We start from the raw sequence: 21891 nt of genomic DNA, 5'->3' as shown, positions 1-21891 counted from the left end.
GTAATTATATAGGGACATTAATATGAATAACGCGCTCAAAACTAACGCGCCTACGATTCAACACTCACTCAAGGGCTACCGAGCTTTTCAACCCGAAGGTTACCGCGGAGCTGGGCGATCCATTTATGTCAAAGAAACAACATTAAATAAACTTCTCGCTTTGCAGACGATGAGCAAAACACCCAGCAGTGAAGCTTACTACGCTCTAGAACTACTGCGCTCTATCGATAGCTTGCGCAGTCAAGTTGTACCAATCAATTCATTTATGCAGAGCGCGAAAAATAGTCCGCGCTGTATCGTCACATCAAGCTTTGAAATTGAGTACCACACCAATCCATCCTACGTAGATCACTACCAGACCGATGTTTTTATTACAGATGTACGGATTAAGGCGGCAGATCAGAAAAAGTATGAAAGAGCGGCTCTTTGGCATACATTACAGAATGACAGAGAAAGATGGCAGATTAACGAGGAACCCACCCTAACGCTTTCAGGTAGCTCTAAAGGCAAAGATAAATATGAGCCCATCCAGGTGGGTATTAATGGCTATTGTGGCGGGGAAATTCAAGACGCCGCTTCGATTCTACCTTCTCATATTGCAAGAGGAGATCAAAGAATCACAGCCCAATTACAAAATAATGGCTATGAACTTTTTTACGTACCGCATGACTCTTCAGCGGTAAAAGCAGGCTGGACTTTTGTAAAATCTCTTGCCAATCCTATGTCAGACAAGCGAAATCAAGAATCGGCTCGTATACTTTCGGGCTATATGCACGATGCTCACCAACAAGGCTTATATGTGGAATGGACCAGCCATAGGGGCGGTTCTTTAATTCTAACCGAGGCTATGAATCTATTGGCACAACGCAATATAAACTTGCAAAACAAACAATGGATATACTTGAGTGACCATACATCGAGCCAGCATGCCGCCGACAAAGCCCGCCGCGCGGTAGGCATGGATACAAAAGATAGCAATTGGCATCACACCAATAAATCTATGGGGGTTGCTCAATGGGCTGGAGGAAAAAGCTTTGGAACTTCAGGACTTGCATGTTCAATTGAATCTATAGCGCATAACCCAACCAATTTGAATAACTGGTATGATGCGACGATCGGAGGTGCTCAACAATTTGCTGCCAATCACAAATTATTACTAGGTTCAGCAGGGATAATAGGAGCCGCAGCCACAATGGGAATGACACCTGCATTAATCAGCATGATCTCTAGTGCTGGTTGGTTAGGAGCTGCTGGCGCAGTAGGAACCGCAGGAGCGGCTGCACTGGGCAACATACCGAAATTAAACCAAAATTATGGTGCTAATCCAGTAAAAGAGCTGATTAAAAAACTTCCAGGACAAAACTAATCATGTTTCAACTGCGCAGCCGTAAAAACCCTAAAGGCCCTAGTATGTCGCAAGCGCGACACATAAAAAAAGACTTAGGAATCGCTAGGCTAGCTTTTATGGCTCCAGCTCCTAGCCCGCGATTTGATAAATTGACGAATTGGGAAGGACAACCAGATAGCTTAGATGCGCTAGACTTGACTATCTACACTCATAAATTAGGCTCTAATGGTCACTTCCCTGACAACATCCAAAAATATCGCGTTTATAATAATGAGTGGCAATTTAAAGGGTTACCGATTATTCAACGAGCTTGTGGTGAGATCAATCTTGTCGTTGATGTGATTCGAATTGATGACTTGCCTATTAATGAGAATCTTTTTAATAAACGCGACTTAGCCCTTACTTGCTTAGAAAATATTAAATACGCTCATGCGGAAGTTCATACTGAACCCCCGAAGAACGACGTATTTAATCTCAATCCGCAGAAATGGCCAACCTATCTTGGGCCTATAAATAGTCAATGGATTAAAAAAATCAACACCGATTGGCTCTATTATGAATTTCAATCTCTCACTCACCATTCATCAACTGTCGCTTGGATAACGCCCTTAACAGATCAGCATTTTATATTGTTTAATTTTTCAGTCTCTCGCTCGTGTCCAAATAACAACAATGCCTACCGCATAGAAGAACATGTTCCTCGTAAAAATTTTCTAGACTATATCCATAAATTTATGGATACAGTTGAGATCGAGCTACAGCCCGAGTTTGAACAAAAACGAGAACAGCAAAAAAAACTGGAAGATGAAGCTAAACCAGTAATTGAGGCTACTTCTGAACATATTGCCCTAGCAAAAACGGTGATGCACGAATGGAGCGATTGCCAGTATAAAGATCCATCGAAAGATAAAGGGGAAGACCGCAGGGCTCCCTTTAAGGATGTATCTGATCGCATTGACTGGATAGTTACCCCTAAACCAACTCCGGGGAGCTACCCTCGCGGAGAGTTAATATATAACCACGCGATTATGGAAAAACTGAAACAAGATTCGGCACAGGCTTCTATGATGCAAACAGCACTTGAATCATCTACTAATGATAAACCCCTAGCTTAACCGAACAGTATATTCAGTGTCTGTCCGGTCAATGTATGTCTGGCTATACGACAGTTCGTGGGAGGAAAATGCATGCGTTCTACCTTAATGATTGGTGGTTAGAGCAATATGAATTCTAGATATCGTACTAAAAAGACAACCGCTTCCATTATTGCTCTTCTTTTTATGTTATCAGCATCAAGCGGCTGTTCGGACGAGAATACATCTTTAATACAGAATCAGAAGGAAAATAATATGTTTGGTTTTGGAAATAAATCTGAAGAGCGACATGTAACGTCTTCTCCTATCGAAGGAAGGATATTCGAAAATGGCATCCCTGTCAGTAATGCTCGAATTGTTCGCAAGGTGCGCTCGAACATCAACCAAGACTGGGTGTTAGAGGAATTTAAAACTGATGACAATGGGTACTTCAACCTTCCGATAAAGGAGGAAGTCTATTCTCTTGGATTAACACAGTTCGTTAGCGCTACTCAAATAGATATTGAGATCAATGGGCAATTAGTTAACTTTTGGTATAGCAATAACTCAAGAGGACATCTCTATTCAGAGTTTGGAGGTGCTGCTCTAGAGAATTTGATATGCGAACTTACCAACGAGGAAATAATTATCAATGGCGATGGCTACGGAATACTTACTAAATGCCTGTGGTCCAATATGCCAAAAACTAGTGATACAACTGATAATTAGGGGCTAGGGCATGTCAATTTTAACACCACATGAAGTTGCTGATCTTGCTGAAGGTGTCTATAGAGTAAATGAAGGCGATGAAATTAACTTAAAGATATTTCTCAACAACCGAGTTTTTAAGAAGACAAATATCAAGTCCGAGCCAAGTATACTTAAAGCTGATGTGGGCGGCAGACTATTTCGGGCAAAAAATGATAGTTTTGGTGTCATGGCTAGAGGAGAGAAAGACGTATTCTTGATATTCCGAGGCACTACCGATAAAAATAAAAATGCCGATAAAGTTACCGACCTTCGCATAGGTATATGCTTATCAAAAACCAATCTTCCTGTGCACATTGGCTTTAATCACACATTTAATAGCATGCTTCCTGAAATCAAGGAATTTCTTAACGATAACAAAACTGAAGGGCTGATTCACTGTATAGGTCACAGCCTAGGAGGAGCTGTAGCTTCACTTGCTGCAGACTGGATTTCAAAAAATAGATCGGATCTAAGGGGGCGCATTAAACTATATACATTTGGAGCTCCTAGAGTGGGCACACATTGGTTTGCCAATAGCACAACTAGCTCGATTGGAGATATAAATATATATCGAACTTACCATCGTACTGATCCTGTGCCTATGGTTGCAATTTACCCGTTCATCCAAGCTCCTATTAATAACACTGGATATTTCCTACCATCTAGCTTCCCATTGACTTCTGGTGTTGCACATAAAATGGAACACTATATATCATCAGTTAAAGGGCGAGACTGGAAGTCAATTTCAGGAAACCCTGTAGAACCGTATAACCTTGAAATATGCCTCGAAAACTGGCTCAAATCAAAGTTGCCCGTCAGCACATCAGATAGCAGTTTTTGGCAGTGGGTCGATTCAGCCTTAAACTATGTGATTAGAAAAATATTAATTAATGGTTTAGCTATGCTCCAAGGTGCTGTCATTGGACTTCACACTATAGTAGATAAACTAGCCTACATACTTGCTAAAGGCATTAACTTAGCCAAGGATATTTCTTCTTGGGTCGTTTTACTAATGAAAAAGTTAATGCAAGCGCTTCATATTATCGCTCCACCGACCAAGGAGGAGATTACCCAAGCATTAATAAAAAGAGTTCTTGTTCGCCTTACTGAAGAAGCAAATAAAAATGCTTCAAATGCGATAAAAAATATTTAAAAAAGATAGCGATGAAGAAATAGCTAATAAGCGGGAATTACGAACACATGATGATACTAAAATTTTTAGTGACGGTTTTTTTCGGACTTGCGCTAGCTCTAGTAGTTTGGTCTAGATACAGAAATCCTATTTATAGTAGGATTGCTGAAATGGGTAGTGCCGTCATTATAATTTCAGCGTACTTCATAGGCATGGGTTTTTTATGGGGCATTATAAAGTTCTAATAATTAGAAAAACGGGGCGAAAAGCCCCTTTTTATTAGTCAATACGAACTCAACTTTAATAACATCAACTCTCCTACAAAGAAAATCTAGGTTTCCTCGCCAACAACAACCCACTAATCAACATAAGCCAATAAAGGTTCATCGAGCCACCTCCGCTACTTTTCGAGGATGGCGTAACTTCAGGGCTAGGATTAGGTTCAACGGGCGCAGCTTCAACAGAAAATGTGATTTCTGAATTTCCGCTCATTACCGGATAGCGATTATCCGTTACCACAGCAGATACGGTGTAATCCCCGACAATTAAATTGTCGGAACTGAAAGTCACACTGGTATCAGTTTCACTGATGACGGTAACGTCTTCATAAGTCCAGCTAAGTGTATGGTGGTCACTAGCATCTTGATCGGTAATTACGGCTTCTAAAGTAACGTCGCCATCGCCGATTGTAATGTCATACACCTCATCACCATTTTGCGTTAATACAAACGCTACTTCAGGTGCGTGGTTAGCATCCAGTGCGCCATCACCATCGCCATCGCGATAGACAACACCATCAATAATTAATCCCGGTAATTCACTGCTCGTACCGAAATCCCAAATCGTGCTATCCCAAGTTGGATAGAGGGTATAGTTCATTAAGCATTCGGTATCGTCGCTCATTGTCGGACACTGAAGTTCAGCGAGAGTAGCACCGAAATAATTATCGATATCAGACTCTCCTCCACTCGTTTGTTGACCTGAAGTATCTGTAGCCCAGTGGCTATTGATAATAGTAGCTTTATCATACAATGCACCAGCAAGCCCACCAACTTTATATCCTTCTCCTCCATTGACACTGCTAGCTGAAAAAACATGATTAGCAATTGACCATGAAAATGCATTTAATGCTGAAAGTCCTCCTGCATTGTGCTCGGAATCAACAATCCCCGTAGAAAAAACATTTGAGAATATTGCGAGTTGACTTTCGGCTACTATTCCACCGACATTAAAACGACCTGTAATTACGGCTACCGAAAAACTATTCTCAATATTAGAATCCGACAGATACCCAACTAGACCTCCACTTTTAGATCCAGAGACATCACCAAGATTATAACTATCAACAATACTTATTATATCGGCCTTTCCAACAATACCCCCTCCAGTCCCGCCTAGAGTCCCTTGCGCGACCACATCTATAGTGTTGTAGCAACTAGATATACTCGTGCCCATCTGCGCGAAACCCACAAAACCTCCGACGTACGATACGACTTCATTTTTCCCTCCGGATACCATTGCCAGGTCTCCAGTTAATCCTAAATTTCGGATAATCGAAGTAACATCATTATCATAATCGCCGACACTGGCAAACAAACCAATGTATTCAGCGTCAGGTCTGTTGATATAAAGATTACGAATTTCATTGTGCCCGCCATCAAATATGGAGATGAAGGTATTATGAAAATCTCCAATCGGCACCCACCCTTCTCCCCCATTCCAATAGGCGTCATTCTCATCCATTTTGCCATCGGCGTTGGTGTCGAAATCCAGTGTGGTGGTTAATTCAAATCCATTACAGCCCGCTTCTGGGCAGCCGGTACTTTCGCCATATAGGCTAGTGCCATCAAGGTTATTACGAATTTCATCGAGGTCGGCCAGGCTGTTAATTTCGATCAGACCGTCGTCGTCAAGATCGTAGTCTGCACGGCCACTTTCTGCGAAAGCAGCGGGGACTATTAGGCAACCGAGAAGTATTGGTACGATTAAACGTGTGGTGCTGATAATGGCCATGATCAAAAACATCCTTTTATAATGTTTTATGGCCAATCGTGAAATTGGCCATGTGTATCCTGAGATCTATTTTCTATGAAGACTTAGCTAAACCGTGGTAGAGACAAAACAGAAATCACGTCTCTACTATGGCGCCAAAACCAAGGTTAGCTTACGGTGTAGGTAAATTCACCATCTTCCGTCGCACCAACATGCACTTTGGTAATTTCTTCATCGTTTGCCATTTTATTTAGGCATTCACTGGCCAATGAGGGTAGTAATGTCCGATTCAGTATGGTTTCAATATTACGTGCGCCGGTATCTGATTCTTGGCAGCGGGCAACAATATTGATTAATACATCTTCGTCATAACTAAACGCTGCGCCGTAGTTTTCAACAATGCGTTTTTCAATTTTGCGCATGTTAATCGCTGCGATGGCCATTAAGTTATCATCATCCAGAGGGTAATACGCGATGGTGTTCGCTCGGCCCATAAATGCAGATTTAAAGTGTTTAAGCAGATACGGACGAATATTATCAAGTAGCGTGTCTGGGTCTGGCTTTTCTTCTACTTGATTGAAAATCGCGCGAATAGCATCTTCACCCGCATTTGAGGTCATAATAATGACGGTATTTTTAAAGTCGATATCGCGACCTTCACCGTCTTTTATCGTGCCTTTGTCAAACAGGTTGTAGAAAATATCCTGTACGCCGGGATGTGCTTTTTCCATTTCATCGAGCAAGATAACCGAATACGGCTTGCGGCGTGCGGCTTCAGTTAAAATGCCGCCTTCACCGTAACCCACATAACCTGGAGGTGAACCCAACAGCATAGATACCTTATGCTCTTCTTTAAATTCCGACATGTTGATGGTGGTAATATTTTGCTCGCCACCATATAACTCATCTGCTAGCGCCAATGCAGTTTCGGTTTTACCGACCCCACTGGTACCGCAGAATAAAAATACACCAACCGGTTTGCGTGGATCGGTTAGACCGGCACGCGAGGTACGAATCACTTGAGCGACGGCTTCTAATGCATGGGGTTGGCCAATAACACGCTTGCCGAGTTTATCGGCTAAAGTTTGTACCGCTGTGATTTGATCGCTCACCATTTTACCAACCGGAATACCCGTCCAGTTAGCAATAACTTCAGCAATAGCTTGTTCATCAACGTTGGCTTGCATTAATGGGCGTTCGCCCTGCACACCGTTTAATTCTGTGGTTAATGCTTTTAGTTCGCCTTTTAAATCATTTAGCGCTTCTGGCGTTAGCTTATCGCCTTCTGCTTTTAAGAAATTTTCGTCAATTTGATCGCGACAGGTACGAATTTTTGAAATAAGAGCACTTTCTTGCTCATACTGTGCTCGAAGGATTACTAATAACGCCTCGGCTTGTTCTTTTTCTTCTTTTAGGGCAATTAATTTTTCTTCATGTTCACCGGTCGCTGCCGATTCACGCTCTAGTTTATTAATGGTTAGCGTTGCGCGCTGAATGCGGCGCTCGGCATCCTCAATAGCACTAGGGGTCGATGATTGACTCAGGGCGACACGGGCGCAAGCGGTATCTAATAAACTAACGGATTTATCCGGCAACTGACGACCCGGAATATAACGATGAGATAGAACAACCGAAGCAATAACAGCTTCGTCTAAAATACGTACTTTGTGATGCTGTTGTAACGACTCAGAAATACCGCGCATCATGTCGATGGCTTTCTCTTCTGATGGCTCTTCAACTTTAACGACTTGGAAGCGACGGGTTAATGCTGGGTCACGTTCAAAGTATTTCTTATATTCTGCCCACGTCGTTGCAGCAATAGTACGTAACTCACCACGTGCCAGCGCTGGCTTTAATAAGTTAGCCGCATCACCTTGGCCTTCTTTACCGCCGGCACCAATCATAGTGTGTGCTTCGTCGATAAATAGAATGATCGGCGTGGCTGAGGCGCGAACTTCTTCAATAACGGATTTTAAGCGATTTTCGAATTCGCCTTTTACGCTTGCACCCGCTTGCAACAAACCAAGATCAAGTGTGCGTATCGCAACACCTTTTAATGGATCAGGCACATCGCCAGCAGCAATACGCAGTGCAAAACCTTCAACCACAGCGGTTTTACCAACACCGGCTTCACCGGTCATAATTGGGTTGTTTTGACGACGACGAGTTAGGATATCAATACACTGACGAATTTCTTCATCACGGCCTAGTACTGGGTCAATCTCACCTTTCTGTGCGCGCTCAGTCAGGTTAACTGTGTATTTGTCGAGTGATGGCGTTTTAGTAGCTGCGACATTACCGCCTGCTACGGAAGTTGCACCAGTTTCATCCCCCCTTAAAAGATGATCGGTTTCACCTGTGGTGCCGTATATAGCTTTTGCCGTTTCACGAATGGATTCCGGTGCAATTTCTTTTAATTCTGGACAGCTTTCTAACAACTGACGACGTGAGTTATCGTCTAACATTAATGCTGCTAATAAATGACCGGAACTGATCACCGTCTGGCCATAATCCACAGACGCAAGCATCCATGCATTCTTTGTCGCTTCAACGATGCTAGGTGCTAGCGCTGCAGGACGACTGCTGCCAGAGCGGAATTTGGCAATGGTGTTTGCCAACTGCTTAGCTAAATTCGATGGATTAACACCATGCTTTTCCAGCAACTGCATGAAATCCGTATCCGATATATCAAGCAATTTAAGCAACCAGTGCTCTAACTCAACATTGTATTGGCTGTGGGCAAGACACAGACCGGCAGCGCCTTCTAGCGAGTCGCGCATGTATGGCGACATTTTGTCGACAAGCGACTTTAGGTTGATATTAATCATACGAATGTTTCCTTTTCCGTAATATTTAAAGCGTATATCTAAAGGATATTTAACCGTTAAACTTAATATGCCATTGGCAAATCGTCATTAGGAACGGCAATCTCCTGTGATAATTTAATTGAGATCGAGTCGCCACTCAGGCGATCTGGATCTATGTACGTATTCCAGCCCAGCAGTGGCTCGTAGTCTTCAGACTTCATGAGCTCTTTTAACGGTACATGTTCATCGGATAATTGAATTTCGATATCGAAATCTTGCTCACCACCGACGCTCATTTTAATAAAGGATTTAAGCTCCTCTAACGTACGTGAACCGGGAGCAAGCTGCATAAACTCCTGTTCGTTCATCGGTTTAATAACAACCGAGAATTTGTTCTGCGCTTGATAGCAGCGCGAGCCGATCACGGTATTTACACCAAGCTCGGTATTTGTTCCCAGAGGGTGTTCGCTATCGGGCATGCGGCAATGAACATCGGATGGCAGGTCGTACCACTCCCCCTGAAATTCTTTAATGCTAGTGTCTAAATTAAACATGCCGCAAATGCTGCTACGCAGCGATTCTGCAGAACAGATGGTTCGACCAAAATGACCCGAAAAGCGCGCCATTTGCTCATCGGGCAACGCCGAGCGAAATTTCTGTTCCGATAAGCCAATACCCGCAATAGACAGCAAAGCATCGGTAAAAAGGTCATCTTTTCCTGTTGAATCGTACTTACTGCGCTCGTAATTTGGCACCAATTGGTATTTATGCCATGCCTCGTAAAACATGGAGATGGTGCGGTGATTAAAAAGATCGAGGTAATCTTTTAAGGCTGAGCTCTTTTTACGCAGTTCGGATAGAACAATTTCACTGAGGTAATACGGCATCACGCCCTGACTGCCAGTCAATCCCATCATGGCGACTTCCATCTGCCATTGCAGAACTGAATTATCCTCTGAGTCGTAATTGGAAATGCGTTTTTGCGTTACTTTAGTAACGTCTGAACCGTTAAACGCTAAACTAGTGCGTGCGCGAAAATGCACGGCCTCTTGATCTGGGCGTGCCACGCCCCCAACACTTTCTGTTGCGATTTGGTCTTTTTCGGGATGTAGATTAGCTGCTCGCTCCAGTAACCTTGTCGCTTGAAAAAAATCAAACCGATAAGGTTCAGACTGGAGTTGTTCTACTAGATTAAGGCTTTTTCGCCGGCGCGAGGTGGCCATCTCTTAAACTCTCCGTCTTTACCATTAAGGGTGATAATCAAACGCGTAAACGAGTTGATCGAACCGTATAAACCAAAAAATCGTTCCAATACACTCGAAAACATTAAGGGGCTAGTGCCTGCTAACATGATTGGGTCGAGGGTTAATTCGATCTGCGTACCACGGCACATAGATACCAGCCCTTCAATCTGAATAGGCGCGGTAATCGGCTTTGTATGAATCGCCATTATCGAATCAATCATATTGCGTGTACTGGCAGAATCGCGAAAATCATAAAGGCGTAAAATTTCTTTAATCGCCTCTACTGAACCGCCACCATTACTCAACGATAAGTGATTTAGATTCAGATGCGATATCAGTCGCCAGTAGCCGCGTTCGCGCAATGGCGGGCGAATGGTTGATGTTGGATTAACCACACAGGATATCTTCTCTGTCGGGTATTCGTTATCAACCACTTGCATAAATGGCTGCCCCTGACCTGTTGGCAATTTACGCGGTAAATTACGATTAGTGCACAACAACTGTAAATCTAAACTCTGATCGCTTAGTTCATAAGGATTAAAATTAAGATCCACTAAGCGAATATTCATTTCAGAGGCCAGTTCGTTACGATGCTCACCTTCGAATATTTCTCGCCGACTGGTTAACCAAAATGCGGATTTCTGCTTTTGGTTTTGGCTATGATCGATACCATAAAAAGGACGGTACGGCGTGTACTTGCCATCGCTGTCCGTCGCGCCAGCATTAACCACAGAATAGATCTCTAGGCCTTCTCGACGACGTGCATCCGGCACAATAGGATATTCGGATTCGGTATGCGTTAGTGGAATAGGATCGGCAATTTGCTCGAATATATTTACAATCGGCGTGCAGCCTAAGGCAAACATACCGACATTCACTTGATGCTCTAATTCGATATCACTTTCACGTAGGTACAAATAGATATTTAGGGTGTCATCAAAGCTATTGTTAATGCCGATATCTAACTGCGTAAAATCGATAAACTGGAACTTCTCTTGGAATGAGAAAAACTCAGTTAGTAAACGGTAACCCATAAAGGATGAACTAGGATACGGCAACAGCCCTTCTGCAATATCAAAACCCACTTGCTTCAACGCGTCTGAATTTAAAATGGTGGGTTTGATATCCGCATCGCCATTGGCAATGACAACACGAAAACACTTGGTAAGAATCAGGTCGTATAACGGATGAACATGCTGCGCCTGCCCTTTTAAGAAGAGGCGAATCTTACTGAGATCCATATCGGCAATACGTAGATCAGCACTTAGACTTTTGAACGACAGCTTTAATACTGCGCTTGCACCTTGAATATCAAAACTACCGGGGGCAACAAATGGCTTAGGCATCAATTGCGCTGAATCCAATCGTATCGGTAATAATTCGACTGGATAGCGCGTAGTAAATAGGCACTCCTGATTTTGGCTAGTATCGGTTTCTAGCTCAGTGTTTGCAGGAATCGTGATAGCCGCATCAAGGTCATCCAAAGGCGAGAATTGAGCAATGGCCATGGATGGAATCGGACGCAGATAATGCGGGTATAAGGTTTCAAGCATAGCATCGGTTAACTCAGGAAAATCATCACTGAGTTTCTGCTGAATACGCGCATTTAAAAATGCAAAACCTGAAAGCAAACGAGCAACGAGCGGATCATCTACGGAGTCACTACCAAGCTGTAAATTTTCAGCAGCTGACGGATGCTGTTTAGCAAACTCAGAAGCCGATTGCTTAATAAATGCCAGTTCTTTTTCGTAGTGATAAAGCAATCTATCGCTCATTTAGAATAACTCCGAAACGTTGACCGTTTGATTGATCGGGTTTAACGTCGATTCAAATATCATGAGCTCTTGTACTGGGTTCATATGCAGTGTTGCTTCAACTCTAAAACGTATGGTTGGATCTTCGTTATCAAGGACCGCATCGGTTTTCACTTTTACGGTCTTGATTCTAGGTTCGTATTTAAGAACCGTTTTCTCGATTTTTCGACAGAAGTCATTGCGGCTATCAAATGAACTCATATTAATGGTCGATAAATCAGGCAGACCATAGTTCAACACTGAGTCATCTAAATTTTTATAAGCTTCTGGTGGCGATACACAGCAGTAGCGAGTGTTGAATAAGTTTTCTAAATCGCGACGAATACTTTCACGCAGGCAGCGTTGTATACGGTGGCTTTGGCGAAAATCACTGCTTTGATTTTGTTCTAGTAGGCGATCTAGCACGGGGGCTAATAGCCGCTTCTCACGCTTATTAACCATACTAAACCTTACCTGTTTCTATTTGATTTAGTGCCGTAGTTAACTTCAACTCCGACACTAAGTGATCAACGGTGTAATGCGTTTTTAAGTGTACGATACTTGAGTAATGACCCGGCTTCCCCGGCTCTTCGACAACCCTCACGCGGGCCTCACGTAGAGGATAACGAGCCATCATTTCCCACGATAGGTCATCGCGCCCTGTTGTATATTCATCTAGCCAATCTTGTAAAAAACGCTGACAGGCATCAGCAGTAACATAAGAACCGACTTTATCGCGAATGATCACTTTGATGTATTGCGCGAATCGAGAGCCGCATAATATTTGTTGCAACATAGAACTAATTCGCGCGTTGGCATTGGCCGATTTATTGCCGTAGTTTTTTGAAACTTGCAGCGATGGACAGTTATTAAATACTGCATATGGCGTTTGATAGCAGTGGCACAACGAAATCAAACCAAGATCACTCAGTTCCCGTTCCAATTGGTCGGTGATCGTGACCGAAGTCGACATTTTCACCATAGCTTTTGAGCTATCCGTTTTATAACTCAATGATGGAAATTGCGTTACTAAACCGCCACCCAAATAGTCGCGTGGTACACCGCGAATATGGCTAAACCAACCGACCTCGGAGAATTCACGGATCAAGACCGAGCCTAGCGCAAAGCAGGCATTGCCCCACAAATATTTATTGTTGTTTTTACCCGCTACGTCTTCGACAAAATGCATACCTTGGGGCGAGTTATAATTACGCTCGTAAGGTTTTCTCATCAATAAATTCGGCAATGTTAATGCTAAGAAACGACTATCTTCGCGTTCTCGTAGCGAACGCCACCGAATATATTCATCGGCACGAAAAACGTTATCTAGGTTGATTGGCAAGCCTAACGTATCGTAACTATCGAGGCCGAACAATTGTGGCGCAGCACTGCAAACAAAAGGGCAAAATGCAGCGGCAGCAGCTCGACTAATCCCCTGCAAGGTAAAGACATCGTCGTAGCGATGACCTTCGTACGGGCGATGCGATACGTAATAGTCACCGAGCAATACGCCAAATGGCTCGCCACCTGGAGTACCAAATTCTTCGTTGTAAATTAAATGAAACAGCCCGCTTTGATCGAAATCTGGAGCTCGTTCAATGTCTTTCGATAAGTCTTTCCAGTTAACATCCAACAAACGAATTTTGATGTTATCGGATGCGACGGCAGCCTCCACCAGAAACCATAGTCCTCGCCATGAACTTTCAAGACGCTGAAAACGAGCATCATGGAGAACAGCATTGACTTGTTCAGAAATGAGTTCGTCTATTTCGGCAATTTGCTGATTGAGCCAACGCTTAACTGAATAATTACGATTGATTTTGCTAACGGCGAAATGATTTAGCCAGAGGGAAAATGCGGCTACGTCATCTTTTTCAGCAAGAAACGTATAGATGTCAGCCAAAGGGAGTGTTTGTGTATCGGGAGAACCTAACAAAGAAGGATTCTTATGCACCCGATCAATGCTTGAAGAATCTGTCAGCACTTTAGTTCCCTTAAAATGAATAACGAATAAAAAGGGATGCGCAGAGCGCATCCCTTAATTGACGCTTACTTAGGTTGTGGAATGTTCGCAACCATACGAAGAGAAGTCGTCAGTTCTTCCATTTGCAGCCAAGGCTTGAGGTAGGCAACCGCGCTGTATGCGCCAGGTTGACCTGGAATTTCTTTTACCTCAACGCGAGCTTCAGCTAGTGGGTACTTAGCTTTCATCTCTGCGGACGCATCTGGATTTGAGTTGGTGTATTGAGAGATCCACTGGTTTAACCAGCGCTCGCAATTCTCTGCCTGCATAAATGAACCCACTTTATCGCGTGCCATCACTTTTAAGTAATGAGCAATACGAGAAGTCGCCATCAAGTATGGAAGACGTGCAGAGATAGAGGCGTTAGCCGTTGCATCTGGATCGTCATAAACCTTTTGCTTTTGTGCAGACTGCGCACCAAAAAATACTGAGTAATCGGTATTTTTGTAGTGACATAGTGGCAAGAAGCCTTGGTTCGAAAGCTCTGCTTCACGACGGTCAGTAATACCCACTTCAGTTGGGCACTTCTGATCGGTATCCCCGTCATCACTCTTAAAGATGTGTGATGGTAAGCCTTCAACACGGCCACCTTCAGCACCACGAATAGCGGTACACCAAGAGTTTTCTGCGAATGCACGAGTTAGGGTTGTGCCCATAACATAAGCGGCATTCATCCAGCAGTAATCGTCATGGCCAGCAGCTTTTGACATGCCGGACTCATCCAATTCGAATTCTTCAAAATTGAAGCTTTCAACTGGCTTAGAGGCAGCACCATACGGCAAGCGAGAAAGTACGCGTGGCATTACTAGCGTTACGAAGCGAGAATCTTCGCTATCGCGGAAGCTACGCCATTTGATGTATTCCTGAGATTCGAAAATCGCACCTAAATCGCGTGGCTTAGATAGCTCAGTAAAATCATCAAAACCAAACATACCTGCACCAGCGGCAGAGATGAATGGGCAGAAACCAGCCGCCGCAACGTTAGACATATTAGCTAACAAATCGACGTCTTCTGGGTGGCTAGTGAATTCGAAGTCACCGATCATAGCGCCGTATGGTTCACCACCGGCAGTACCGAATTCTTCTTCGTATAATTTTTTGAAGATTTGGCTTTGATCGAATTCAACCGCTTTATCAAGGTCACGGAACAATTCGCGCTTAGAAATGTTAAGCATGCGAATTTTCAGCGTAGAGCTGGTTTCAGAATTCATCACCAAGTGATTAAGGCCGCGCCATGAACCTTCCAATTTTTGGAATTTTTCGTCATGAAGAATTGCCGTTAATTGACGAGACATAGCTTCATCAATTGCTGCAACCGCTTGCTTAATGGTATTGGTTAGGTTGCGATCCCAAGTCACTGTACCCTTTAAAACCTGTTCAGTCAGGTTAGCCAAAAGGTCTTGAGTTTCTTCGCGCTCAGTTTGCTTAGTTGAACTAATTGCTTGTTCTAATAAGCTAAACGATTGCTCTTCGGCGACTGCGCCGCCAGAGGTTTCTAATTCAGTACTCATTATTCAGCTCCTTCCTTAGCTTCACCGATACCAAGCTCTTTCGAAATAGCGGTAATGTTGTCGGTATTTTTCAAAATTTCTTCAAGAACGTTTTCGAGATCTTCTGAACGATCTGCTTTGCTCAACAAGTCACGTAGTTTGTTACGCGCATCTAGTAGCTTTTTCAATGGCTCAACCTGAGAAACGATGGCTTCTGGTGTGAAGTCATCCATTTTTTTGAAGTCGAGATCAATTGCAACCTTGCTACCGTCACCGGCTAACGTATTTTCAACTTGAAGGTTAAGCTTAGGATTTACTTTACCCATCGCTTCGTTGAAGTTATCACGATCAATTTGAACGAATTTACGATCTTTAAGCGCTTTGCGGTTCTCAGTGTTATCACCGGAATAGTCGCCCATAACACCCGTTACAAATGGCAGTTCCTTCTTAACTTCTGCACCGTTAGTTTCAACGTCATACGTAATATGTACGCGAGGCTTACGAACTCGCTTCAATTTATTGTGAATACTTTCGGACATAAATAACTCCTTTTCGTGTGAGTAACGGTTTAATTCTCTGGGTTCAAATTAATTAACGCTTACCATCCCATTTTCGCAGCTGGTTCCGCCGCTGGCGCAGCGTCTGCCGCCCCTTGAGATGTAGGTGTCGTTTGGCTAGTGGCCGGTTTAACCACTGGTGGCGCAACATATGAATGGGTATCGCTGCCATCCAACATCACCCCGGTAAACTGCGAATAAAGGCTACGAGCTGTACTGTCTGGAATCAGCTCCATCATTAGCTCTGCTACTGTCATTCGGCCCCATGACACAATACGCTCTAAGCTAGGCGCAAGAGGCGTATGAGGTTCGTACTGACGGAAATATTTAGCAACTTCTTCAAGGCGCTTGAGGGCATCTTCGCGATTAGTAATTGGGCCTGCGGCAGCATTAGTCATATGTACGACCTGGCTTGTAGTAACGGTTTCGTCCGATGATACTTCGCTCGGTTCTGAGACAGCTGCGGCTGCAGCATCGGCGTCATCCGCCGCTTGGATTTTTTCTTTATAGGCGAAACGCGTGGTACGTAAAACTTCGTCTAATAATTCTGTAATTTTTGAGCTTGGAGGAGCATCGCCGCCACATAATTCACGTAATTTACTGCTGGTTTCTTTGTAGGCCGCTAATGCTTCTTCGATGGTTTCAATAAAATTACGGCAGGTCTGAATATCGGTCTGGGCGATCGTGTCATTTACTGAAGATAGACTGTATCCAAGCGTTGAAATACGCTCAGCTTTGCGATCTTCATCGTCGATTCGATCAGCATCACGAGCCTGCTGATATTGCCAAAAACTGAACGCCCCATGATCGCCGTCAATCGTAATTTCGATATTGCGTAATGGCGCTAATAAAGTACCTTCACCGCCGTCACCATTTAAACCTGTGAGTGGTGCAACACGAGTCTCAATGCCATCTTCGTCAGGCATTGGAAATAGACCATCCCAATGATCATTAACTAATTGATTAATTAATTTCATACCATCTCTTAGACCAGAAACGCCATTAAGGCGAATTAGGCTTTCGAGGTACCAAGTGGCAACTTCTAAATCCTTAGATTGAGAAGACAAAATCTTAGTTGCTAACTCAGAAACAGTAACCCAAGGGGTGTACAAATCAACTTCAACATCGCCAAACATCGCCGAGCGTTCTGCTGCTCGAGCATTATTTCGGGCGTCTTTAATGACATAGTAATCAGATGTGGGGGAACGATCGGCTCTTACATCGCTTCCCTGCGGCATATCATCACTAATGGGGGCAACTAAGCTATCAATATCGATAACATAACCAAATGGCATTGGTCAGAATCCTTTCTAAATTGGGGTTAAGCAATAATCTGAGCACATATTACACGCCTAGATTGCAATTTAACACCCGCGATAATCTTATTGGTCATTTAATGAATTAGTATTAGTTCGCTGTTGTATTAACCAGCTCACTGATTCCAACGTCCATCCAACATAAATACAAATTGATCCGGCTTTGGTAGTCCTTCAACAACTACTGTTGTCGCTGGGCTATTAGCCGTTTCTCCAGTACTCCATATACTGCAACTGGCTTGATGGCCAAATTGACTATTGAGCAATGCCGCATAACGCTCAGCTTCATTATGCCCACCCGTCATTACCATCGCATTGCCAAGGTTCCGACATTGCGCTGCTGGCGTCATTCCATGCTGCCACAGCGAGGCTGACTCATCGCTCACCATTTGAGATAACTGATCAGCATCCAAGGAATTCTGGAGCGCCGCAAGTGCTGCCGCTTCAAGAGATTCGAACCATGATTGGTTATTACTCATCAATGCAAAAACATTGGTTTTTGCATCAAATGGTTGCACCAATGACAGCGGGAAATATCGACCGACACTATCGACACTTGGAATTAAAATTCCGGCCCAAGCGTGTTCATTAATCACACCAGGACGTAAGGCAAAGCGCCAAATTGAGCTGGTTAAATAGATATCCAGCCAACTATCACCAAGTAGCTCTTTAGACCCCGACACCGAACATTGCAGCCATTCATCCCATATAGAAAGGAAGGCCGAAGACACATGGCGATTAACAAAATCGCCGTGCGCCGGTAATTTTCCGAATAATCCAATCTGATTGCTCATAAGCCCCTCTTTATAACGACTGAGGGCAGCTAAAGTTTCTTAGCAAGCCAAAATCAAAGGCATTAACACTACTCGGAGCAATTAAGTTGTAAACCGCATTATGGCCATTACCCGTAAACGTTACGGAATATTCACGGGCATTACTGGTCGCTTTCATATCGGCATCATCAAGCAATCTTAGGAATGACCAATCGCCATCAAATTGCTTACTGCTTACCGCTTCGTTTAAATCTTCAAAGACAACGCGCGAACGGTTACTTTCTGCAGCGCTCCACATCACATCTTTTTCAATGCGCGGACCATGGGAATAAGACATCCGAGAATCTCCCACTTCGAGCGTAAATAGACGCACATTAGAGTCCAGCTTATGCGGCTCTACCGCAAATGCGAAACCAGCACTTTCTCCCTTGGCATAAAAGGCCTTACGAATATTGTCGGCGCGGCGGAACTGCGCAAGTGATGAATTGCTGATACCTAAGGTTAAGCCATCGTAGCTTTTCGCCTGCCAACGACGCGTATCAACAAATGGCAACACATATTCGTCAACAAAGCTTTGCTGTATGCCACCCGGCTTAAAGAATTCATCGAAAGCGATCACTGTCGCTTCGGATTTTTTATCCGCCGACATTGGATAACGGTTATAGATATTTTCGCGATAATTATCATAAACCTGATAACGCCAAACGGTATCTATGTGAGTTTTCGCCTTGCCGACAATTAACGTCCATGTTGAATTTGCTAAATGATTCAACCACCCTTGCGCTTGTTCTGGTGCTGTCGCGGCAAGACTCTTCAATTGCTGCATAGCATCAGCACCGTTAGCGGTAAACTTAGCTTTCGCTACATCAAAAGCCGCGGCATTAGAATCAGGGGCACTGTTAATTTGTCGGAAGTACTCGTTTAACTGCTGAATGCCCAGCAAATACGATTGCATTTTCGACGGTACGCCGTTCTCGCTTTTCACCATACGCTGAACATCTTGAAATCTAAGATCGACGATATTGGGCTCGTATACTTTAGAGAACACTTTTGCAGCGGCCCCAGCGACAGCGCCTTTGTTTGGATCGAGCGATACTTGCGGCGTTAAGCTAGTATTTTCAGCAACAAGCTCGCTCACATGCACTAATGGCGATGCAATCGGATCGGATAACTGCTGCAATACGGCAATCGCTTGAATGCTGTTAGTAATACGTGCCAAGGTAAAACGCTGATAGAACGCCTGCCAACGCTTGGCATATTCGCTTAAATATAATTTTTCAACTTCGTCACTTAATTTCTCTAAATCTGCTTTAGTGAAATCTTCGCCATTTGCGCCATCACCATAAATCCAACGATCTTCCGCGATCTTGGTCATCATGTCAGAGTTAGCGCCGTACTCAGCATTCTTAAAGCCGGCTTTAGTAAACAAAAATGGCATTTTGAAAACAGGATCGGTTTCTGCAATGCCGAACGCTTGTTGTGTGTCGCCACCGATTTCGCGGTATAGATCAACAAGCTGAGCATTGTTACCGCTATTCTGCAATTGCGCATATAAACGCTGCGCAACGGGAATACGCTTTAACTGCAAACGCGTACGCTCAACCACTTGATCGTTAGCAACAACCTCAGTATTTAAAGGCGCGCCGAATAAGTTATCCAAATGGCGTAACAACTGCTCCTGCTTACCGGCTTCGCCCGGCAACATATCCTGCCAACGAGTTTTAGCATACGCGCGAATCTGCTGATAATCGCGATGCTCTTCGTCAAACAACATTAAATACACTTTAAATATTGGCAGCAGTTCACTATCGGTATAGGTCAGTGTGTTTAGATGTCTTTCCAACATGGTTTTAACCGCAGGGAAAAATATCTTATTCAATTCAACTTGATATAAAGCATCTGCCGATGAATCAACACGGCCATCATAAAGGCCAAGGTTGCTTAGGAATGGATGTTCATCCTGATCGTATACCAAGCTGGCATTTAGCAAAGGATTCATTACCGGTAATACCGCAGGGATATCGTCCCGCGTTACGTCAAACTTTTCAGCCTGCTGCTTGAAGTCATAAAACAGCGCATCAACATCCGTCATGAACGATTTATTTTTAGTAAGACCTCCAGCCCACAGCGCTGCACTGCCTAAGAAGATCAAAGAAAATACCGCAAGTGTGCCCCGCCTTAGCCAAAGTAAAATATTCTCAACTTTGCGATTAACACCCACGAGCTCCGATTCAGGGAAAATAACGTCATTAAACAAGCGCGTTATAAAAAAGCTCTTACCGCTATTTTGCTGCTGCTTGCCCATATTGCGCTCAAGGCCAAAGTTATTACTCACCTGAGCCATCATGCGATCAATCGGACTACCTTCTTGGGTGGCACTGGTAAAATACACACCACGCAGCATAGGCACTGAACCAAAACGGTCGGGTGAGAAAACCTGAGCGACAAACTCATCAACAACACCACCAAGACTTTCAAAATGCGCAGGGAAGCTTTGAATCATTGAACGTTTTTCGATATTACGCTCTTGATGAACTCGCCCTAGCAGCATGCCGTTTAAGCGTTTCGCCAACTCGGCAAATTCAGCTTTAAAGCGACCAATATCAGCTCCGGTCTCTGGACTGGTTTCCGCAGGGAAACTTACCCCCCAAACCTGCTCACGCTCGGATTGCGACAAATTAGCAAAAAACTCGGCAAAACCTGCCACTAAATCACACTTAGTGAAGGTCAAATAAACGGGGAAACGAACGCCTAATTCTTCCTGCAATTCGCCAATACGCGTTTTAATCGTCTTCGCTTGTTGATTGCGCTGTTCCGCAGTCTGAACCATTAAGTCCTGCAAACTAATAGCAACCAAAGCACCATTAATCGGACGACGACGGCGGTATTTTTTCAAAAGGGTTAAAAATGCATTCCACGCATTATTGTCGACAACGCGATGGCTATCTTGCGTGGTGTAACGACCCGCGGTATCAATTAACACAGCATCATTAGTAAACCACCAATCACAATTACGCGTACCGCCAACACCGCCAAGCGCTTGTTTACCGTGACTCTCAGCAAGCGGAAAATTAAGACCGGAATTGATTAATGCCGTGGTTTTACCTGCACCCGGCGGCCCAATAATAATGTACCAAGGTAGCTGGTATAAGCTTCGACTACCAAAGCGAGATTTAAAGCGAGTTTTTTTCAGCGTCGCCAGCGCCTCCCTGAAGCGCTGCGACATAGCCGTTAATTCTTCTTGGCTACGCTCATCGTCTGGGTTTTTTGCTTCTTCTTGAGACTCTTCAATGCTACCGATCAACTCTTTATTTTGACGACGCTCAACTAACCATTGCGCCATATTCCAGGTTAACCAAATCAACCAAAATAGGCTGATAATGATCCAACGAGTCGTTGTGCTTAGGGTAACGTTATCGCTACCAAACTTGATGAATTCAGCGCCAAACCAAATCAGCAAAGATAGAGCTGTAAGGCCTATGATGCCTAAGACCCACTTATTTGTTAGAAACTCAAGTAGACGTTTCATGAATACTCCATGTGAAATAGCCGGGGATATATATCACTACCCGCATTAAAATTTGATAATCAAC

At 43.8% G+C, this 21891-nt stretch carries 15 protein-coding genes; 4 read left to right on the top strand and 11 right to left on the bottom strand.

All coding sequences use genetic code 11. From position 1 onward, the window contains the following. The first annotated feature begins 22 nt into the window (after window positions 1-22). The 4 genes from TOL_RS01865 to TOL_RS18060 all read left to right on the top strand — a co-directional run bounded on the left by TOL_RS01865 (window position 23) and on the right by TOL_RS18060 (window position 4324). Complete coding sequence (locus TOL_RS01865) at window positions 23-1366, top strand: hypothetical protein (RefSeq protein WP_015485567.1); 1344 nt, start codon at window positions 23-25, stop codon at window positions 1364-1366. Between the two features lie 2 nt (window positions 1367-1368). Next, on the top strand, window positions 1369-2463 hold the full coding sequence (locus tag TOL_RS01860) for a hypothetical protein (RefSeq protein ID WP_015485566.1): 1095 nt from the start codon (window positions 1369-1371) through the stop codon (window positions 2461-2463). Between the two features lie 108 nt (window positions 2464-2571). Continuing rightward, window positions 2572-3150 carry a DUF6795 domain-containing protein gene (locus TOL_RS01855; RefSeq protein ID WP_144055317.1) on the top strand — a complete coding sequence of 193 codons (579 nt, stop codon included), beginning with the start codon at window positions 2572-2574 and terminating at the stop codon, window positions 3148-3150. Window positions 3151-3160: 10 nt separating this feature from the next. Continuing rightward, window positions 3161-4324, top strand: a complete 1164-nt coding sequence (locus TOL_RS18060; protein ID WP_015485564.1) for a lipase family protein — start codon at window positions 3161-3163, stop codon at window positions 4322-4324. A 297-nt stretch (window positions 4325-4621) separates the two neighbouring features. Here the strand turns inward: TOL_RS18060 and TOL_RS01845 are convergent, their stop codons facing one another. The 11 genes from TOL_RS01845 to tssM form a co-directional block, all read right to left on the bottom strand. Next, window positions 4622-6316: a hypothetical protein gene (locus TOL_RS01845; protein ID WP_015485563.1), complete on the bottom strand. Its 1695-nt coding sequence runs from the start codon at window positions 6314-6316 to the stop codon at window positions 4622-4624. Between the two features lie 146 nt (window positions 6317-6462). Next, complete coding sequence (tssH, locus tag TOL_RS01840) at window positions 6463-9123, bottom strand: type VI secretion system ATPase TssH (RefSeq protein WP_015485562.1); 2661 nt, start codon at window positions 9121-9123, stop codon at window positions 6463-6465. Window positions 9124-9185: 62 nt separating this feature from the next. Next, window positions 9186-10325, bottom strand: coding sequence for a type VI secretion system baseplate subunit TssG (gene tssG / locus TOL_RS01835; protein ID WP_015485561.1), 1140 nt, complete (start codon window positions 10323-10325; stop codon window positions 9186-9188). Beyond that, window positions 10289-12121: a type VI secretion system baseplate subunit TssF gene (gene tssF / locus TOL_RS01830; RefSeq protein ID WP_015485560.1), complete on the bottom strand. Its 1833-nt coding sequence runs from the start codon at window positions 12119-12121 to the stop codon at window positions 10289-10291. The genes tssG and tssF overlap by 37 nt, the downstream gene beginning before the upstream one ends. Then, a complete protein-coding gene (gene tssE / locus TOL_RS01825) occupies window positions 12122-12601 on the bottom strand; it encodes a type VI secretion system baseplate subunit TssE (protein WP_015485559.1) in 480 nt (159 codons plus the stop codon). A 1-nt stretch (window position 12602) separates the two neighbouring features. Then, window positions 12603-14123 carry a type VI secretion system contractile sheath large subunit gene (tssC, locus tag TOL_RS01820; RefSeq protein WP_041588611.1) on the bottom strand — a complete coding sequence of 507 codons (1521 nt, stop codon included), beginning with the start codon at window positions 14121-14123 and terminating at the stop codon, window positions 12603-12605. Between the two features lie 65 nt (window positions 14124-14188). Beyond that, window positions 14189-15673 carry a type VI secretion system contractile sheath large subunit gene (gene tssC / locus TOL_RS01815; protein ID WP_015485557.1) on the bottom strand — a complete coding sequence of 495 codons (1485 nt, stop codon included), beginning with the start codon at window positions 15671-15673 and terminating at the stop codon, window positions 14189-14191. After that, window positions 15673-16191 carry a type VI secretion system contractile sheath small subunit gene (tssB, locus tag TOL_RS01810; protein WP_015485556.1) on the bottom strand — a complete coding sequence of 173 codons (519 nt, stop codon included), beginning with the start codon at window positions 16189-16191 and terminating at the stop codon, window positions 15673-15675. Before tssB ends, tssC (TOL_RS01815) begins: the two co-directional genes overlap by 1 nt. Before the next feature lie 59 nt (window positions 16192-16250). After that, window positions 16251-17504 carry a type VI secretion system protein TssA gene (tssA, locus tag TOL_RS01805; RefSeq protein ID WP_015485555.1) on the bottom strand — a complete coding sequence of 418 codons (1254 nt, stop codon included), beginning with the start codon at window positions 17502-17504 and terminating at the stop codon, window positions 16251-16253. A gap of 137 nt (window positions 17505-17641) precedes the next feature. After that, window positions 17642-18319 (bottom strand): type VI secretion system-associated protein TagF, encoded by a 678-nt coding sequence (gene tagF, locus TOL_RS01800; protein ID WP_015485554.1) that lies wholly within the window; start codon window positions 18317-18319, stop codon window positions 17642-17644. A 10-nt stretch (window positions 18320-18329) separates the two neighbouring features. After that, window positions 18330-21827 carry a type VI secretion system membrane subunit TssM gene (gene tssM / locus TOL_RS01795; RefSeq protein ID WP_015485553.1) on the bottom strand — a complete coding sequence of 1166 codons (3498 nt, stop codon included), beginning with the start codon at window positions 21825-21827 and terminating at the stop codon, window positions 18330-18332. Window positions 21828-21891: the final 64 nt, after the last annotated feature.

The organism is Thalassolituus oleivorans MIL-1 (genome assembly GCF_000355675.1).
GTDB lineage: Bacteria > Pseudomonadota > Gammaproteobacteria > Pseudomonadales > Oceanobacteraceae > Thalassolituus > Thalassolituus oleivorans.
Note: the sequence above shows the minus strand (reverse complement) of the source record. Positions and strands in the feature narration are given on the sequence as shown.

Bases quoted from the DNA above. Each gene is read 5' to 3' on its own strand.
- TOL_RS01860 (WP_015485566.1), top strand. From the start codon at position 1,369: ATGTTTCAACTGCGCAGCCGTAAAAACCCTAAAGGCCCTAGTATGTCG.
- tssA (WP_015485555.1), bottom strand. From the start codon at position 17,504: ATGCCATTTGGTTATGTTATCGATATTGATAGCTTAGTTGCCCCCATT.
- tssH (WP_015485562.1), bottom strand. From the start codon at position 9,123: ATGATTAATATCAACCTAAAGTCGCTTGTCGACAAAATGTCGCCATAC.
- tssG (WP_015485561.1), bottom strand. From the start codon at position 10,325: ATGGCCACCTCGCGCCGGCGAAAAAGCCTTAATCTAGTAGAACAACTC.
- TOL_RS01845 (WP_015485563.1), bottom strand. From the start codon at position 6,316: ATGGCCATTATCAGCACCACACGTTTAATCGTACCAATACTTCTCGGT.
- TOL_RS01865 (WP_015485567.1), top strand. From the start codon at position 23: ATGAATAACGCGCTCAAAACTAACGCGCCTACGATTCAACACTCACTC.
- tssM (WP_015485553.1), bottom strand. From the start codon at position 21,827: ATGAAACGTCTACTTGAGTTTCTAACAAATAAGTGGGTCTTAGGCATC.
- TOL_RS18060 (WP_015485564.1), top strand. From the start codon at position 3,161: ATGTCAATTTTAACACCACATGAAGTTGCTGATCTTGCTGAAGGTGTC.
- TOL_RS01855 (WP_144055317.1), top strand. From the start codon at position 2,572: ATGAATTCTAGATATCGTACTAAAAAGACAACCGCTTCCATTATTGCT.
- tssC (WP_015485557.1), bottom strand. From the start codon at position 15,673: ATGAGTACTGAATTAGAAACCTCTGGCGGCGCAGTCGCCGAAGAGCAA.
- tagF (WP_015485554.1), bottom strand. From the start codon at position 18,319: ATGAGCAATCAGATTGGATTATTCGGAAAATTACCGGCGCACGGCGAT.
- tssB (WP_015485556.1), bottom strand. From the start codon at position 16,191: ATGTCCGAAAGTATTCACAATAAATTGAAGCGAGTTCGTAAGCCTCGC.
- tssE (WP_015485559.1), bottom strand. From the start codon at position 12,601: ATGGTTAATAAGCGTGAGAAGCGGCTATTAGCCCCCGTGCTAGATCGC.
- tssF (WP_015485560.1), bottom strand. From the start codon at position 12,121: ATGAGCGATAGATTGCTTTATCACTACGAAAAAGAACTGGCATTTATT.